This is a genomic window from Kitasatospora sp. NPDC002543 (genome assembly GCF_053594915.1).
The window spans coordinates 27,593-40,698 of the sequence record NZ_JBSFWR010000022.1; the positions used below are offsets into that span (position 1 = coordinate 27,593).

A 13,106-nucleotide genomic window follows, 5' to 3' on the forward strand; every position below is an offset into this window, starting at 1 on the left:
TCCTAGAAGAGGGTCGGCTGCTCGGCCGGCGGGGGCGGGTTGCAGCCGTAGGGGCCGGGGCGGTGCGGGTGGTGCGCGCGCGGCGGCTGCTGGCCGAGGAGGATCGGCAGCGCGGCCGCGGCGTCGAGCTGGCCGCCGTCGGGGAGGTAGATCGCGAGGGGGTGAGGCTCGGGATCGAGGTGTCGGCCGTCGGGCGTGCGGAGGGTGGTGGCCCCGCACCGCGGGCAGGCGGTGCGCTCCGGGGTGCGGGGCCCGCTCATCACGCCGCGTCGTCGATGTGGAGTCCGACGCCGTTGCGCAGGAGGTCGTCGGCTCGGTAGGTGCCGGCGGCCTCGTCAAGTGTTCCGGCGGCGGTGCGGCGCCGGTACATGTCCTGCTGGGCCTGCCGCAGGCGCTCGTCGGTGAACTCGTCGGCGGCGACCTCGATCGAGGTGATGCGGACCTTGACGGCGCGGTCCTTCTCCTCGTCCGGGCCGGGCTCGGTGCGTTCGGCGTGGGCCAGCTCGATGACGGCGACCCACCGGCCGGCGCGCTGCTTGAACATGGCGTCGGCGAACGGGGCGAGGGCCCGGGAGACGTCGGCGACGACCTTGGAGTCGAACTTGATCTCGGTCATGTGGTGCGCTCCTTCGAGAGGGCCGGGCAGACGGCCCGGTGGGTGAGGGGCAGGTCGCGGGCGCCGTAGACGATGCGGTCGCGGCCGGTGAGCCGCTGGTGGTACCAGCAGCGGGTGCAGAGGTAGTCCGCGGTCGGCGGTCGGGTGTCGGTGGTGATGGTGAGCCCGCCGACCCACCCGGTGGCCGTCACGCGGCGGCCCGGGTGCTGCCGGTCTGGTGCAGGCGCCGGTCGGCCGCCGAGTTCGCGTTCCGGCACGGCGTGCACGCGACCTCGCCGTTCTTGCGGTGCCGCAGGTAGCCGCTGCGGGTGCCGCATTGCGCGGGGCCCCGGTTGCGCTTGCGGGCGACGTTGGCGTGCGACTCCGCGGACAGGCACGGCCTGCACGGCTTCTCGTCGCTGCGGCGGTGGCGCTTCGCCCCGGCCTCGGTGCCGCACTCCGGGTGGTGGGCCACGTAGAGGGCCGGGCGCGGCTTGAAGCCGGCGGCCTCACGCTCGTCGTCGTCCTCGCCGCCCCACACCCCGATCTCGCGGAGCTGTCGGCCGAGGGTGCGGCACGCCACGATGACCGGGCAGGTGAAGCACAGGGCCTTGGCGGCGTTGATCCGGGCCAGCGCGGCGTTGGCGTGCTCGCGGCCCTCAGGGGCGTGGAACAGTTCGGGCTCGTCCTGGCAGGGGAACCGGGTGGTGACCTCGGTGGCGATCATGCGTCGCTCCTCTCGGGCCAGTCGACGCCGGCCAGCGCGCGGGTGTGGGTGGGGGGCAGGGCGGCGCCGGGGTGGCCGAGGTGGGCGAGGCCCATCTCCGCGAGGACCGAGGCGTCGGCCTGGTCGTAGCGGCCGGGGCCGGTGCACTCGACGCCGTAGCGGCGCTGCACCTCGTCGCGGACGCGGCCCTTGACCTGCGTCGGGGTCTCGCCCTTCCAGCGGGCCCGGCCGGTGGCGTAGATGGTGCGGTTGTCGGGCGGGACGACGGCGTACGGGATCTGGCGGCGCCACAGGTCGTGGCGGACCATCCAGCGGATCGCCGCCAGTTCGTCGTGCCCGCGCTGGAGCGCGCGGGAGAACGCCGGGCCCTCGATGACGACCAGCTCGGCGTGCCGGTAGTACGACTGCATCTCGCCGAGCTGGTGGGCGAGGCGCTCGTGTCCGGTCCGGGCGCCGGAGCGGATGGCTTCGGCCCAGCCGCGGCCGGCCACCCCGGTGCACGAGAGGGAGACGTCGAGGCCGATGACGAGCGGGACCGGGGCGGGGGCCCCCGCCCCGGCCGGAGCCGGGACGGAGGCGGACGTGGGCAGCGGGAGGGTGAGCTGGGCGGCCATCAGGCACCGGCCCGTGGGCGGGGGATGAGCGGCCACGCGGCCTCGACGACGGCCTGCGGGTCCTTGCGGCGCAGGTACGCCTGCAGGTCGATGGCCTGCTCGCGCGCCCACGTCTTCTGCCGCAGGTGCAGGAGTTCGAGGCCCGGCGTCTGCAGTTCGGTCGGCCACTTCTCGGCCTGCCGCCACGCGATCCGCGCAGCCGCGAGGGCATCGGCGCCAGCGTCGTGCGCATCACCCTCGGCGAGGCGGATGCCGTACTGCTCGGCGAGGTTGACGAGCTTGCGCGGGCCCTTGCGCCACTTGTCGAGCGCCTTGTCGATGACGAAGACGTCGACCGCGAGCGGCTCACGGCCGGCCTGCTCGGCGAGGCTGGGCAGGCCGTACCGCATCAGCTCCCGGTCGAGGGTGGTGAAGTCGAACCGCAGGTTCATCCCGACAACCGGGATGCCGGCGGCGACCTGCTCGGCCAGCAGCGCGGCCACCAGGGCGACGACCTCCGCGGCCGGGCGCCCCTCAGTCTGGGCCCGCTCCGTGGTGACGCCGTGCACCGCACTGGCCTCCTGCGGGATGTCGATCCCGGGGTCGGCCAGCCACGTGTGCGGCACGGTGGGCTGGCCGCCGCCGACGAGGAGCACGGCGGCGGTGACGATGCGGTCGGACTCGACGTCCACGCCGGTCGTCTCGGTGTCGAAGGCCGCGAGGCGGCCGAGGTGCCAGCTCACTGGGCACCGCCCTTGAGCCACATCAGGAACCCCTGCAGCTCAACCGTGTTGGCCGACCCCGGCATCGTCCCGCCGTTGCGCTCGGCGAATGCCTGCTCGGTCGCGTCAGTCGTCCAGCCCCGGGCGCCCGCGGCGGCCATGATCTGGAACCACACCTCGGTCGGGTCGCCGTCGTCCACGATCTCCGGCTCGATGACCTCCTCGGCCTCCGCCGGCTCGGCCACGGCCGGGGTGAACCGGTCCGCGAGGGCCTTGAGCGCGGCCGACAGCTCCGGGGTCATGTGGCCCTTGCCGTTCGCGGTCTTCCAGATGTCCCGGACCGCCCCGGCGTCCCGCGAGAGCTTCGCCAGCGCCACGTAGTCCGGCACAGGCACGGCCGGCGCGGCCTCGATCGCGGCTCGCTCGGGGGCGCCCGCGGCCACCTCGACGGCGCCGCGGATCTGCCCGGACATCAGCTCGGTCGGGGTGATCTCGACGTCCAGCGTCGGCACCATGAACCGGTTGGTGCCCCGGTCCGTGGTCACCGACTTGGCTTCCATGCCGAGCCACCCGGCCACGTACCCGCCGACCTGGGCCAGCAGTTCGGCCGCGGGCGGCAGCTCAACGGCCGCGTAGTACCCCTTCGAGACGAGCAGCCACTGCCCGAGCGCCGGCAGGTCGCGCAGCATCACGTTGACCCGGGTGGTGATCGAGCAGTCCCGCTTCTCCGGGTTGCACAGGCACGCCCGGTCGAGCTTGTGCTCCGTCACCCCGTCACACCGGCGCACGCACTTGCTGCCCTGGTACAGCTCGTACCACTGAGAGACGGCGTCGGCCGGCGGAACGAGCACCGGCAGCCGGTCGACGGTCGAGTACACCTCGAACTCGGCCGGGCCGCCGTTCGCCGGGGTCCACGGCCGCACCTCGCCGCCATACAGGGCCGCGACCTGCTCCAGGATCGGGCGGCTGGGGGAGGTGAAGCGGAATGCCTGCAGCTTGGCCGGGCGCTTGATCGCCTTGCCGTTCTTGTCGGTTCGGCCGGTGTCGACGGTGTGGCCGATGCGGATCTCGCCGAGCTGCCGCATGCGGCGCTGGAGGTCCAGGATGGGCATCAGGCGGCCCTCTTCTCGGTGCTGGTCGGCAGGCTCAGGGCCTCGCCGACGACGGACTTGGACAGGCCGGACACCCACTCGGCGGCCTGCTGGGTGATGCGGAACGCGGCGAACACGGCGTCGTCGCAGACGACGGGGATCAGCCGGTAGCCCTCCGGCCGCAGGTGCAGCACCACGCCGGTGGTGTGCACCGCGGGCATCGGCACGGTGCTGCCGTCGCGCATCCACGCGATCTCGGCGCGCCGGTACGCGGCCATCTGCAGCGCGGCCTCGGGGTAGACGCCCTTGACGTCCAACTCGCCGCCGGTCTTGGTGTCGCCGATCAGCGCGAGGTTGGCGGGGATGCCGAGCCGGGCGGCGATCAGCGGGGACCGCAGGATGTAGTCGAGGGTGCCGGCGTACCCGAACTCGGGGCTGCCGACGACCATCTCGGACGCCTCGAACGTCACCTGCCAGTCCCGTACAAAGGCGAGGAAGTGGCGCAGGTAGGGGGCGAGTTCCGGGTCCTCGACCAGCTCGGCCGGGACCGGCTGCCCGAGGACATGCGCTTCGATGATGCGATGCACCGCGCTGCCGACCTCGGCCCGTTCGTCCCGCTTGCGCAGCGCGGCCCGGGACAGCCAGTCCCGTTTCTCGGCGCGCTCGTCCGGGCGGAGCGACGCGGCCACCAGGGTCGGGAGGTGATCGAACGCCGCGTCGGCGACGACGCCGGCAGCCCAGCGCGAGAGGACGTCGCCCTTGGTGGAGCCCAGCGACAGGATGGTGGTGACGCGCCGGTACTTCGCGCCGGTGACCTTGTCCCGGTACCAGCCAGCGGACGGCCGCGGGACGCGGTCCGGCCCGGTGGGCTGCGGGGTAGTCTTCCGGCGCCGCCCGGCGGCCGGGGCCGAAGCCCCGGCCGACACGGTGGTGGTCATCGAGGTGTCGCCCCTTCGTTGATCCGCTGGATGTCCTCGGGCGTGTAGCCCAAGGCGCTCTCCAGCTGGGTGGTGAGGCTGCGGATGGTGGTCGCTTGCCGGTCGATCACCATCCGCAGCCGGGCGTTCTCCTGGTGCTGGCCGCGGTGCGCGGCCCGGACCGAGAACGCGGCCCCGGTGTTCTGGGCCTCGGCCGCGACGGCGCGGGCAGCGAGGCGACCGTTCGCGCGGCCCTGCTCCAGCAGGTCAGCCTCCAGCTGGCGGGCCCGGTCGCGGAGTCGGGTCATCGCGGCGGCCTGCTCGGCCAGCGCGCGGCGAGAGATCCACGGCATCACGCACGCTCCTTCCGGGCCCGCTGGTAGTCGCGCGCGGCCCTCTTGCAGTCGTCGCAGGCGTCCTGCTGCCGGTACCGGTGCTGCTGGTAGCCCGCGAGGGTGCCGTGAGCAACCGGCTTCCGGAGACCCGGCGTGGGCGTGGCCCGGCCCGCCCGACTGCGCTTGTACTCGGCGTTCGCCTTCCGGCACGGGGCGCACGGCTCGTCGCTGTGGCGTAGGTGCCGCAGGTAGGCGTTGTACGTGCCGTGCGGCGACAGGTTCTTGCCGCTGCCGCGACGCAGGCCGACGGCGTACAGCAGCTGCTCAACCTCGGTCTCGGTCAGGTCGGCCATCAGAAGTCCCCCTTCTCGATGGCCTCGGACGCGGCCCGGATCAGGTCGCGGGTGTTCTCGGCCACCGTCGTCAGCTCTTCCAGGCGGGCGGTCGTGTGTCCCAGCTCCTCCTGCGTGGACTCCAGCTCGGAGCGCAGGTTGTCGCGCTCCGCCTCCAGCTCGGCGATGCGGTCGTTCAGCTCGTCGATGTCCATCAGGAGGCCCTCCTCTGCTGCTGCGGCAGGGCCGGACCGACCATCGACAGCAGCACCTCAGCCAGCCGTCGGGCGTCCGCCGTTGCGTACCGCGCGTCCGTCCCGCCCAGCCGCGTCAGCAGCTGTTCGACCATGGCGTCCTGCTCCGGGCCGGCGGCCTCGGCGATCGTCTTCAACTCGGCAACCACGCCGTCCGGGTCCTCGACCACCTCGGCGGCGAGGGCCCGGATCAGCGCGGAGACGAGCGGGTGCGCGTCGATCGCGACACCCAGGCCGGTCGGCCGGACCCACAGCGGGTACGCGCCGGTGATCTGCTCGGCCGGCCGCCGGAGCACCCCCGCGGCGTCGAGTGCGGAGGCGATCTCCTCCGGCGTGCCGGAGGTGTTGCCGATCAGGATGGCCGCCCTGCGGACGACCGGGTTCGACGGCGTGCTCATCACGCACCGCCCTTCCGGGAGTTGGTGGCGCGCTCGGGCGCACGGTCGGACCACGCCGCCCGGCGGATCAAGGCCCGCTTGCCGAGCGCGTTGGAGTCGCAGTCGACGGTCAGGGCCCTGTCCGTCGCGTGTTGAACGGTGCCGGTTCGCCAGTACAGGCCGAGCCCGCCGAAACCGTTGTCGTTGGTGAGGAAGCGGATCGGGTCGCCCGGCTGGAAGTCGGCGAAGTCGGCGGGAACGAAGATCATCGGGGGCCGCCCCTCAGCCCGGTGCGGATGATGTCCGCGAGTTCCTCGCGGGCCAGGAACAGCCCGGCGCCGAACCAGCCGGCACACACCAGCAGCAGCCAGATCACGCGACCCACCCCATCCGCCGTGCCGCCGCCGCCTCACGCTCACGGATCGCCCGCAGCCGGGCCTCCGCCGGGAACATGGCCCGCACCAGCGCCGTGTCCGGGAGCGTCTCGTCCTCGGCGGACTCCGTTCCGACGGTCAGCGACACCCCGGGCACGACCTGCCCCAGGTGCAGCTGCCACACCAGACCGCCGCCGGGCCGCGACGACACGGCGACCCCAGCCGTCGGGTACGACGTGAACCAGCTCGACAGTTCACGGATCGACCACGCGGTGAGCGTGACCGTACGGCCGGACACGGCGACGTCGGACGCGTCGAGTGCGACCCCGGGGGAGTGCACGGCATCGCGCAGGACCACCAGCTGGGCGAGCACCTCCGGGGAGAGGACCGGCGCCAGTTCCTCGCGGGTCCACCGCGGGAGGGGGATGCTGCTGGGGGAGACGGCCGCGACGGCGGATCGGATGATGGTCGGGTGGATCGGGGTAGGCTTCATGTGGCCTACCTCCTTCCGTTTCGGGTGTTGATCGGTGGGCCGGGGCCGCCCTGGTGTGGAGCCGGTGGGCGGCCCGACCCGTGTCTGGGGTCAGGCGGCGGCCGGGGCCGCCGTGCGGGACGGCGCCTTTCGGCCAGTTCCGGCGAAGATGGCCCGGAGCCGGGCGATCTGTCCGGCGTCCGGCGGCTGGTCGGTGGCGGAGTCCCGCTCGACGAGCGCCATGCCGGCCGGGCCGAGGATGCGTTCGCGCTGTTCGCGGGTCACGCGGCGACGCTCACGAGGTCGTCGAGCTTGACGCCGTAGGTGCGGGCCAGGTGTGCGGCCGATTCGAACTTGGGCTGTCGGCGGCCGTTGATGATGCGCGAGAGGGTGCCCTCGCTGAGGCCGGTGCGCTGGGCGATGGCGTAGCCCGTGTGGTCGCCGGCGGTGGCGGCGATCTCGATCAGCCGGGTCGAGTTGAAGCGGTACCGGTTCGACACGTGGTTTCACCTCCTTGATTGTCAGGAGTACTGCTTGACTGCTGACAAGAAAGCTACGCCGCTACTTGGCAGACGTCAAGCAAGTAGTGCTGTAAAGGTTTGGTCAGGGCTGGATCGAACATTCGTTCTGTGATGCTGGTGGGTGGCGTGAACCTGTCGCCGAGGCGTTGACCAGCTGGCTTGTCAGCTGACAAGCATGCTCCATGGTGTCAGCTGACACGCTAGCCTTCACCGCATGGATGAGAAGACGCCCCGAAGCCGGGCCGGCGGCCTCCCACCAGGGCGACTGGCCGCCTTCGCCGCCTACGTGAAGGACGCCGCACGCCGCGCCGGCTACGACATCGACAGCCCCCGCGGCGGCGGGAAAACGCAGTTGGCCAAGGACGCCGGCATCGACCCGAGCACGCTCAGCCGATTCCTGACCGGCGCGCGGTCCATCGAGCCGGGCAGCTTCGAGGGACTCGCACGCGCACTCGGAGTGCCCGTCCGTGAACTGCTCGTACGGGGCGGAGTCGTCTCCTCCGAATCCCTCCCCGAGTGGCCGAATCCCGATGTACGATCACGACCCATCACCCCCAGCGAGGCAGCAGCCGAACTCGGCATCACGGATCCGGTCAACCGCGAGATGTTCCTCGCCATGGTGAACCGCCTCCGCGCCGAACGGGCCGCCACGCGCGACGACGCCGACGGGGGTGCGGCAGCCGAGGCATAGGGGCGGTGCATGCAGGTGCAGGGCAGTCGGATGATGGCGGCGGTCGGTGCGGCGACCGGAGTCACAGCCATGGGGGTAGGCGTCACGACTGACCAGCTCGGGCTGGCGGTCTCCGGCAGCGCGCTCCTCATCGTCTCCGCCATGGCCATCTGCGTCGGGGTCGTCCTCCAGGCCCTGCGCGACACCGCCGCCGAGCGCGCCGCACTCATCGAAGAACGCGAGCTCGCAGTGGCCGCGCAGGTCGGCATCACGAGCGAACGCGAGCGCATGCGCTCCGACCTCGCCCGCAGCCGGCGAGCCGCACAGGACCTGCTCGCCCGCGAGCGTGACGCCATGTACCGCGCACTGGAGGAGGAACGTTTCTCCATCCAGCGTCAGGCGTTCGAGGCGGGTGCCCGAATGGCGTTCAGCGGCAGCCTCGACCAGATGCCCGATTTCGCCACGGGCACCATCGTCCACTTCCCTGCACGTCAGCCGACGCTGGACTCCGTACGGGCCGCGTCCGACGACTGATCCGGGCGCTTCGGACCGAGCGTCATCACGATCCGGCCGTCCTGCAGGCTGGGATCTCCTCGACGGGCCGCGCGGTTCAGTGTGATCGTCGCCGTCTCGCGCAGCACGGCCCGCTGCTGCTCCAACGTCAGCGCCTCCCACCGCTCTTCGACATCCTCGCGCCCCATCAGACTGACGAGCAACGGCGAGGCGGCCGTGAACGCCTCCGCCGTAGCCTGGGCTGTTGCGAGCCGGGGCAGCGTCCCTGCCTCGACGGCAATCAGGCTGGCAACGCTGAGCGTGCCGGCCTTGGCGGCGGCTCGGGCGGCGTCCAACTCACCTGTCAACTTGGCCACTAGCGCCACCGCCTCATCGACCGCGGCCTTCCGGTTGGGGTCCTGGAACGCTGCAGCCGAGGCCGGTGTCGCGAGCCAGCGAAGGATCCGTTCCTCGACGTACGCCTCCAACACGTCGGCCACGATGCCGACGCAGAACCGCTCACGGCAGCCGTACTTGAGGCCCTCCGGGCTCTCTACGGACCGCAGAGGGCCGGTGCAGACGCCACACCTGCCGATGCCGACCAGCAGATAGGCAGCCGCAGCCCGCCATGCCTGATCCATCTGGCTATCCAGAATCGTTTGGGCCTGCTGCCACATCAGCTCTGGGACCAACGGAGGCCACTTGCCCTTCCCGATGATCTTCCCTCGGAACACCCTGAACCCCGCGTACGCGGGGCGCCGGAGGACGGCCAGGATGCTGCTGTCGCTCCAGTCCTTGCCGTTGGCAGTGAGGATGCCGTCACGTTGCAGTCCGCGGCGGATGCTGTAGCGGGCCTTCCCGGCGACGAACTCGGTGAAAATCCGTACGATCACGGGTGCCCACTTGGGATCGGCTACCTGCTCCAGCAGTTCACCGGTCTCGGGGTCGTAGCGGCGCGCGTACCCGAGAGGCGGTCGGCCGTGTGGCCGCATCGCCTCGGCGTTGAGCCTGACCGTGCGGAGGTTCCGGTCTCGGATGACCTCGACCTCATCCTCGGAGGCCACGGCGTCGAGTGCGGTGCGCTTCCGGTCCTGACGGCGGCGCATGTCGTAGACGTCGCCGCCGTAGCACCAGAGCGTGCCGGTCTCCATGCAGAGCTGGCGGATCTGAACGTACACCTCCAGGTCGCGTTGAAGGCGGCTGGACTCCCAGGTGACGATGACGTCTGCCTCGCCGGCGCGGACTCGGTCGACCATGTCGGCGAAGCGCTTTCGCTCCCGTTTGGCGTAGCGGGACGCCGAGCGGTTGTCGTCGGTGAACTCGCCGACGACGGCCCAGCCGCGGTCTTCGGCCTCGCGTCGGTTCTCGGTCATCTGGGCTGTGGTGCTGCTGCCCTTCCCGCGGAGGTCCCGGCTGGCGCGGGCGTACAGGAACGCCCTCAGCTGTTCGCGCTGGGGGCCGTGGTCATGGCGGGGGATCTGCATGGTCTGAGGCTAGCGGAGCAACGTGCATTGCAACATGTCTCCAGTTCCATGTGATGGACGTTGCTGCTGTTGTGCCGGACGAACCGGGCCCGCTCGGCGTGGCCCTGGGTCGCCAGCCAGGAGGCCGTCACGGTCAGCAGCAGGACGTACGCGGTGGTGAGCCGCAGGCGGACGGCGGCTCTCAGCGCGGGGTGCCGGGAGACGACGGGGCCCGTCGGTGTCCTCGTCGCGAGGCGATCGCTCATCGTGGCTGGTGCCCTTGCTCGGTGGTTCCCGGTGCCGGCTCGCCCCATGGTGCGGGGCAAGGCCACGACCGGGCGGTCCGAGCGTCAGCGTACGCGAGCGGTCGCCGGGCGGTCGCCGGGTGTCGGGGTCGGTGGGCTGGCCGGGGTCGAGGCCGGGGCTTGGGGGCCGGGCCGGGGTCAGGTCGGCACGGGGGTGGCGGGTGGCGGCGGGGCCGGACGGGGGTCAGGGTGAGGGGAAGGAGTGTCGAGGAGGCGTCGATGGCCGGTAGCACCGCCAGGCACTCCGCGGCGCACCGCCGGCCCCGGTGGGCACGCGCCGTCCACGCGGTGTGGGCCTATGTCCGGCGCGCGCCCGGCACCTACATCTGGCTGGCGATCCTGCTCGTCACCACGCAGGTGATCCGGCACGTCGATCCGGCGACCGCCGACCGCATCCTGCAGCGGCGATCGACCAACCTCCACCACCTCCAGGTCTCGCCGGTACGGGTCCTGGTGACCAGTGCCCTGTGGATCGCGGGCGGCGGCTGGCCGTTCTACTTCCTCCTGTACAACCTCTTCCACGTGCCGGCCGAACGTTGGCTCGGCACGCTGCGCTGGATATCGGTGGCGGCGCTCGCGCACATCGGCGCCACCTATCTCAGCGAGGGCGTGCTCGGCTGGGCGATCCACCGCGGACTGGCCCCGCCGAGAGCCGTCTACACCCTGGACTACGGCGTCAGCTACGCCCTGGCCGGCGTCGTCGCGGTACTCACCTACCTGATCGTGCGGCCCTGGCGCTACCTGTACGCGCTGGGAGTGCTGGTGGTCTACGGGGTGGGCGTGCAGCAGAGCCGGGACTACACCAGCATCGGCCACTTCAGTGCGGCGCTGATCGGATTCGCCTGCTACCCGCTGACCCGCGAACGCCCGGGCGCCTTCGACCCGGTCGCCTCGGCCCGTACGGTCTGGCGGTGGGCCCGCAGGCGGTGACCGGAGAGGTCGACGCCGGAGGCCGGTCCGGGCCGTGGACCCGCCGCGCCGAAGCCGACGGCTGCGGCGCGGCGGGTGTGAAGCGGTCGGGCGCGGCGGGTCGGCGGGCGGGTTCCGGAGCCGCCCGCAGACCGGGGGCGGGTCGGCTACTGGCCGACTCGCTGGGACACGCAGAGGATGTTGCCCTCGCTGTCCTTGAACCAGGCCGCGCGCATGCCTTCGCCCTCGGCGACGCCGTCGACGGTCTTCAGACCGGGGAAGTCGTACTCCTCGAAGGTGATGCCGCGGCCGCGGAGGCCGGCCATCTCGCCGTCGAGGTCGGGGACCTTGAAACTGGCGAGGGTGTGGGCGGCCTGCCCGCCGCTGGGGGTGCGGTAGACGGTGAACCGGGTGCCGCCGCTGTCGCAGACGAACTCCTCCTCACCCTCCTCGGTGAGCTTGAGGCCGAGGGTGTCGGTGTAGAAGGCCTTGGCGCGGGCGAGATCGGTGGCGGGGATGACTGCTTGCAGCGGAGCGTCTCCAAGCATGGTGTTTCGCCTCCTCTCTGTCACCAGGCTAGGGACGTGCGGACTCGGCCGCCCGGTGGGCGCGGTACTGCTTCGGGCCGTGTGCGAGAGGTCGCCGGGAGTCATGCGGGGACCAGCCTCCAGAGCGAGGTGATTTCGGCGGCGCGGGCCGCGCGGAGGACCGGATCGGCCCGACCGGCCCGATCGGGAGCGGTGGCCCGGGGATGGCGGGGGACGGTGTCGAGACGTCCGGCGACGCGCAGCCCGGCCTGGGCGACGGCGCCCAGCAGGTCTGCGCGGGAGCGCAGTCCGAGGCGTTCGGCGAGGTCGGAGAGGACGAGCCAGCCCTCGCCACCGGGCAGGAGACGGCTGGCGAGGCCGTCGAGGAAGCCGTGGAGCATGTGGCTGTCCCGGTCGTAGACGCCCTCGTCGAGGGTGGAACTCGGGCGGCCGGGCAGCCACGGGGGGTTGCACACGACCAGGGCGGCCCGGTCGCGCCCCTGAGGGTAGAGGCCGGTGCCGGCGGGCTTGACGCGGTCGGCGAGACCGAGCCGGCGGGCGTTGTCGTGGGCGCAGGCGAGGGCGCGCGGATTGGCGTCGGTGACCAGGACCTCGCGCAGTCCGCGCCGGGCGAGGAGCACGGCGAGCACACCGGTGCCGGTGCCGAGGTCGTGGGCGGTGGCCGTGGCGGTGATCCGGGCGACCGGCGGCAGCGGCGCCCGGGCGACGAGGTCGACGTACTCGCCGCGGACGGGGGAGAAGACCCCGTAGTGCGGGTGGATGCGGGCGCCGAGGGCCGGGACCTCGACGCCCTTGGTGCGCCACTGGTGTGCGCCGATCACACCGAGGAGCTCGCGGAGGGACACGATTCTGTTGTCAAGGAACGGTCCGTAGGCGCCCAGACAGGCCTCGCGGACGTCGGGTGCCCGGCGGAGCCGGACACGGTGATCCGAGCCGAGCGGCACCAGCAGTGCGCCGAGGACACGCGCGAGGCGGGCGCGTTCCTGCCGGTGCTGCCGGAAGGCCTCGGCCGGTGAGCCTGCGGCGGACGGGGGCCGGCGCCGCTCGGCGCGCCGGCGCATGGCGTGCAGGAGGCGCAGTGCGCCGGGGTAGTCGCCCTGCCAGAGCAGGGCGGTGCCTTCGCAGGCCAGGCGGTAGGCGGCCCCGGCGCTCAGGGTGTCGTCGGCGGCGATCAGCCGCCGTGGTGGGGGCGATCCGTTCTCGCTGTGCCAGGACGCGGGCAGGGCGGACATGGTGGGCAGGGTGACGATGCTGGGCCGGTGGGTGTCGGACACCGGGGCTCCTCGTGGTCGAACGTGCAAAGGGCACGAAGAGCACTTCGACGAGGAGGTGAGCAGCGGGCACACCGGCGGCTGATCGCCACCGAGCGAAGGGCGCGGGGCGTCAGGCCGGGTGCGGCTCACGCGTCG

General features: G+C 72.4%; 22 protein-coding genes. 3 read left to right on the plus strand and 19 right to left on the minus strand.

The window, feature by feature from the left end:
- Positions 1 to 2 precede the first annotated feature (2 nt).
- The 16 genes from ACWD4P_RS12760 to ACWD4P_RS12835 all read right to left on the minus strand — a co-directional run bounded on the left by ACWD4P_RS12760 (position 3) and on the right by ACWD4P_RS12835 (position 7,289).
- Complete coding sequence (locus ACWD4P_RS12760; RefSeq protein ID WP_449779582.1) at positions 3 to 260, minus strand: hypothetical protein; 258 nt, start codon at positions 258 to 260, stop codon at positions 3 to 5.
- A complete protein-coding gene (locus tag ACWD4P_RS12765) occupies positions 260 to 616 on the minus strand; it encodes a hypothetical protein (protein WP_449779583.1) in 357 nt (118 codons plus the stop codon). Before ACWD4P_RS12765 ends, ACWD4P_RS12760 begins: the two co-directional genes overlap by 1 nt.
- Entirely contained in the window at positions 613 to 807 is a 195-nt protein-coding gene (locus tag ACWD4P_RS12770; protein ID WP_449779584.1) for a hypothetical protein, read from the minus strand. Before ACWD4P_RS12770 ends, ACWD4P_RS12765 begins: the two co-directional genes overlap by 4 nt.
- Complete coding sequence (locus ACWD4P_RS12775; protein ID WP_449779585.1) at positions 804 to 1,322, minus strand: WhiB family transcriptional regulator; 519 nt, start codon at positions 1,320 to 1,322, stop codon at positions 804 to 806. Before ACWD4P_RS12775 ends, ACWD4P_RS12770 begins: the two co-directional genes overlap by 4 nt.
- Complete coding sequence (locus ACWD4P_RS12780) at positions 1,319 to 1,936, minus strand: hypothetical protein (protein ID WP_449779586.1); 618 nt, start codon at positions 1,934 to 1,936, stop codon at positions 1,319 to 1,321. The genes ACWD4P_RS12775 and ACWD4P_RS12780 overlap by 4 nt, the downstream gene beginning before the upstream one ends.
- The gene (locus ACWD4P_RS12785) at positions 1,936 to 2,658 is read right to left on the minus strand and encodes an exonuclease domain-containing protein (protein ID WP_449779587.1); all 723 of its coding nucleotides are present in this window, start codon (positions 2,656 to 2,658) and stop codon (positions 1,936 to 1,938) included. The genes ACWD4P_RS12780 and ACWD4P_RS12785 overlap by 1 nt, the downstream gene beginning before the upstream one ends.
- On the minus strand, positions 2,655 to 3,749 hold the full coding sequence (locus tag ACWD4P_RS12790; RefSeq protein WP_449779588.1) for a recombination directionality factor: 1,095 nt from the start codon (positions 3,747 to 3,749) through the stop codon (positions 2,655 to 2,657). The genes ACWD4P_RS12785 and ACWD4P_RS12790 overlap by 4 nt, the downstream gene beginning before the upstream one ends.
- On the minus strand, positions 3,749 to 4,666 hold the full coding sequence (locus ACWD4P_RS12795) for a hypothetical protein (RefSeq protein WP_449779589.1): 918 nt from the start codon (positions 4,664 to 4,666) through the stop codon (positions 3,749 to 3,751). Before ACWD4P_RS12795 ends, ACWD4P_RS12790 begins: the two co-directional genes overlap by 1 nt.
- A complete protein-coding gene (locus ACWD4P_RS12800; RefSeq protein WP_449779590.1) occupies positions 4,663 to 4,998 on the minus strand; it encodes a hypothetical protein in 336 nt (111 codons plus the stop codon). Before ACWD4P_RS12800 ends, ACWD4P_RS12795 begins: the two co-directional genes overlap by 4 nt.
- Positions 4,998 to 5,333, minus strand: a complete 336-nt coding sequence (locus tag ACWD4P_RS12805; RefSeq protein ID WP_449779591.1) for a hypothetical protein — start codon at positions 5,331 to 5,333, stop codon at positions 4,998 to 5,000. The genes ACWD4P_RS12800 and ACWD4P_RS12805 overlap by 1 nt, the downstream gene beginning before the upstream one ends.
- Positions 5,333 to 5,527, minus strand: coding sequence for a hypothetical protein (locus tag ACWD4P_RS12810; protein WP_449779592.1), 195 nt, complete (start codon positions 5,525 to 5,527; stop codon positions 5,333 to 5,335). The genes ACWD4P_RS12805 and ACWD4P_RS12810 overlap by 1 nt, the downstream gene beginning before the upstream one ends.
- Positions 5,527 to 5,964: a hypothetical protein gene (locus ACWD4P_RS12815; RefSeq protein ID WP_449779593.1), complete on the minus strand. Its 438-nt coding sequence runs from the start codon at positions 5,962 to 5,964 to the stop codon at positions 5,527 to 5,529. The genes ACWD4P_RS12810 and ACWD4P_RS12815 overlap by 1 nt, the downstream gene beginning before the upstream one ends.
- Positions 5,964 to 6,212 carry a hypothetical protein gene (locus tag ACWD4P_RS12820; RefSeq protein WP_449779594.1) on the minus strand — a complete coding sequence of 83 codons (249 nt, stop codon included), beginning with the start codon at positions 6,210 to 6,212 and terminating at the stop codon, positions 5,964 to 5,966. Before ACWD4P_RS12820 ends, ACWD4P_RS12815 begins: the two co-directional genes overlap by 1 nt.
- 103 nt (positions 6,213 to 6,315) lie before the next feature.
- The gene (locus tag ACWD4P_RS12825) at positions 6,316 to 6,810 is read right to left on the minus strand and encodes a hypothetical protein (protein ID WP_449779595.1); all 495 of its coding nucleotides are present in this window, start codon (positions 6,808 to 6,810) and stop codon (positions 6,316 to 6,318) included.
- A gap of 90 nt (positions 6,811 to 6,900) precedes the next feature.
- Positions 6,901 to 7,074, minus strand: a complete 174-nt coding sequence (locus ACWD4P_RS12830) for a hypothetical protein (RefSeq protein ID WP_449779596.1) — start codon at positions 7,072 to 7,074, stop codon at positions 6,901 to 6,903.
- A complete protein-coding gene (locus ACWD4P_RS12835; protein ID WP_449779597.1) occupies positions 7,071 to 7,289 on the minus strand; it encodes a helix-turn-helix domain-containing protein in 219 nt (72 codons plus the stop codon). The genes ACWD4P_RS12830 and ACWD4P_RS12835 overlap by 4 nt, the downstream gene beginning before the upstream one ends.
- A 235-nt stretch (positions 7,290 to 7,524) precedes the next feature.
- Here ACWD4P_RS12835 and ACWD4P_RS12840 point away from each other — a divergent pair, with 235 nt between their 5' ends.
- Both ACWD4P_RS12840 and ACWD4P_RS12845 read left to right on the plus strand, forming a co-directional pair.
- Positions 7,525 to 8,001 carry a helix-turn-helix domain-containing protein gene (locus ACWD4P_RS12840; protein WP_449779598.1) on the plus strand — a complete coding sequence of 159 codons (477 nt, stop codon included), beginning with the start codon at positions 7,525 to 7,527 and terminating at the stop codon, positions 7,999 to 8,001.
- Between the two features lie 9 nt (positions 8,002 to 8,010).
- Positions 8,011 to 8,514 (plus strand): hypothetical protein, encoded by a 504-nt coding sequence (locus ACWD4P_RS12845; protein WP_449779599.1) that lies wholly within the window; start codon positions 8,011 to 8,013, stop codon positions 8,512 to 8,514.
- Here the strand turns inward: ACWD4P_RS12845 and ACWD4P_RS12850 are convergent.
- Positions 8,472 to 9,956, minus strand: coding sequence for a recombinase family protein (locus ACWD4P_RS12850; protein ID WP_449779600.1), 1,485 nt, complete (start codon positions 9,954 to 9,956; stop codon positions 8,472 to 8,474). The genes ACWD4P_RS12845 and ACWD4P_RS12850 overlap by 43 nt on opposite strands.
- Positions 9,957 to 10,459: 503 nt before the next feature.
- Here ACWD4P_RS12850 and ACWD4P_RS12855 point away from each other — a divergent pair.
- Positions 10,460 to 11,170: a rhomboid-like protein gene (locus ACWD4P_RS12855; RefSeq protein ID WP_359831171.1), complete on the plus strand. Its 711-nt coding sequence runs from the start codon at positions 10,460 to 10,462 to the stop codon at positions 11,168 to 11,170.
- A gap of 146 nt (positions 11,171 to 11,316) precedes the next feature.
- Here the strand turns inward: ACWD4P_RS12855 and ACWD4P_RS12860 are convergent, their stop codons facing one another.
- Together ACWD4P_RS12860 and ACWD4P_RS12865 are read right to left on the minus strand one after the other, a co-directional pair.
- A complete protein-coding gene (locus ACWD4P_RS12860; RefSeq protein ID WP_359831726.1) occupies positions 11,317 to 11,697 on the minus strand; it encodes a VOC family protein in 381 nt (126 codons plus the stop codon).
- Positions 11,698 to 11,798: 101 nt separating this feature from the next.
- Positions 11,799 to 12,929: a methyltransferase gene (locus ACWD4P_RS12865; RefSeq protein ID WP_449779636.1), complete on the minus strand. Its 1,131-nt coding sequence runs from the start codon at positions 12,927 to 12,929 to the stop codon at positions 11,799 to 11,801.
- Positions 12,930 to 13,106: the final 177 nt, after the last annotated feature.

Excerpts from the sequence above, each read along its gene's own strand:
- ACWD4P_RS12760 (WP_449779582.1), bottom strand. The coding sequence starts at position 260 with ATGAGCGGGCCCCGCACCCCGGAGCGCACCGCCTGCCCGCGGTGCGGG.
- ACWD4P_RS12765 (WP_449779583.1), bottom strand. The coding sequence starts at position 616 with ATGACCGAGATCAAGTTCGACTCCAAGGTCGTCGCCGACGTCTCCCGG.
- ACWD4P_RS12775 (WP_449779585.1), bottom strand. The coding sequence starts at position 1,322 with ATGATCGCCACCGAGGTCACCACCCGGTTCCCCTGCCAGGACGAGCCC.
- ACWD4P_RS12780 (WP_449779586.1), bottom strand. The coding sequence starts at position 1,936 with ATGGCCGCCCAGCTCACCCTCCCGCTGCCCACGTCCGCCTCCGTCCCG.
- ACWD4P_RS12790 (WP_449779588.1), bottom strand. The coding sequence starts at position 3,749 with ATGCCCATCCTGGACCTCCAGCGCCGCATGCGGCAGCTCGGCGAGATC.
- ACWD4P_RS12795 (WP_449779589.1), bottom strand. The coding sequence starts at position 4,666 with ATGACCACCACCGTGTCGGCCGGGGCTTCGGCCCCGGCCGCCGGGCGG.
- ACWD4P_RS12800 (WP_449779590.1), bottom strand. The coding sequence starts at position 4,998 with ATGCCGTGGATCTCTCGCCGCGCGCTGGCCGAGCAGGCCGCCGCGATG.
- ACWD4P_RS12805 (WP_449779591.1), bottom strand. The coding sequence starts at position 5,333 with ATGGCCGACCTGACCGAGACCGAGGTTGAGCAGCTGCTGTACGCCGTC.
- ACWD4P_RS12810 (WP_449779592.1), bottom strand. The coding sequence starts at position 5,527 with ATGGACATCGACGAGCTGAACGACCGCATCGCCGAGCTGGAGGCGGAG.
- ACWD4P_RS12815 (WP_449779593.1), bottom strand. The coding sequence starts at position 5,964 with ATGAGCACGCCGTCGAACCCGGTCGTCCGCAGGGCGGCCATCCTGATC.
- ACWD4P_RS12820 (WP_449779594.1), bottom strand. The coding sequence starts at position 6,212 with ATGATCTTCGTTCCCGCCGACTTCGCCGACTTCCAGCCGGGCGACCCG.
- ACWD4P_RS12825 (WP_449779595.1), bottom strand. The coding sequence starts at position 6,810 with ATGAAGCCTACCCCGATCCACCCGACCATCATCCGATCCGCCGTCGCG.
- ACWD4P_RS12840 (WP_449779598.1), top strand. The coding sequence starts at position 7,525 with ATGGATGAGAAGACGCCCCGAAGCCGGGCCGGCGGCCTCCCACCAGGG.
- ACWD4P_RS12845 (WP_449779599.1), top strand. The coding sequence starts at position 8,011 with ATGCAGGTGCAGGGCAGTCGGATGATGGCGGCGGTCGGTGCGGCGACC.
- ACWD4P_RS12850 (WP_449779600.1), bottom strand. The coding sequence starts at position 9,956 with ATGCAGATCCCCCGCCATGACCACGGCCCCCAGCGCGAACAGCTGAGG.
- ACWD4P_RS12855 (WP_359831171.1), top strand. The coding sequence starts at position 10,460 with ATGGCCGGTAGCACCGCCAGGCACTCCGCGGCGCACCGCCGGCCCCGG.
- ACWD4P_RS12860 (WP_359831726.1), bottom strand. The coding sequence starts at position 11,697 with ATGCTTGGAGACGCTCCGCTGCAAGCAGTCATCCCCGCCACCGATCTC.
- ACWD4P_RS12865 (WP_449779636.1), bottom strand. The coding sequence starts at position 12,929 with ATGTCCGCCCTGCCCGCGTCCTGGCACAGCGAGAACGGATCGCCCCCA.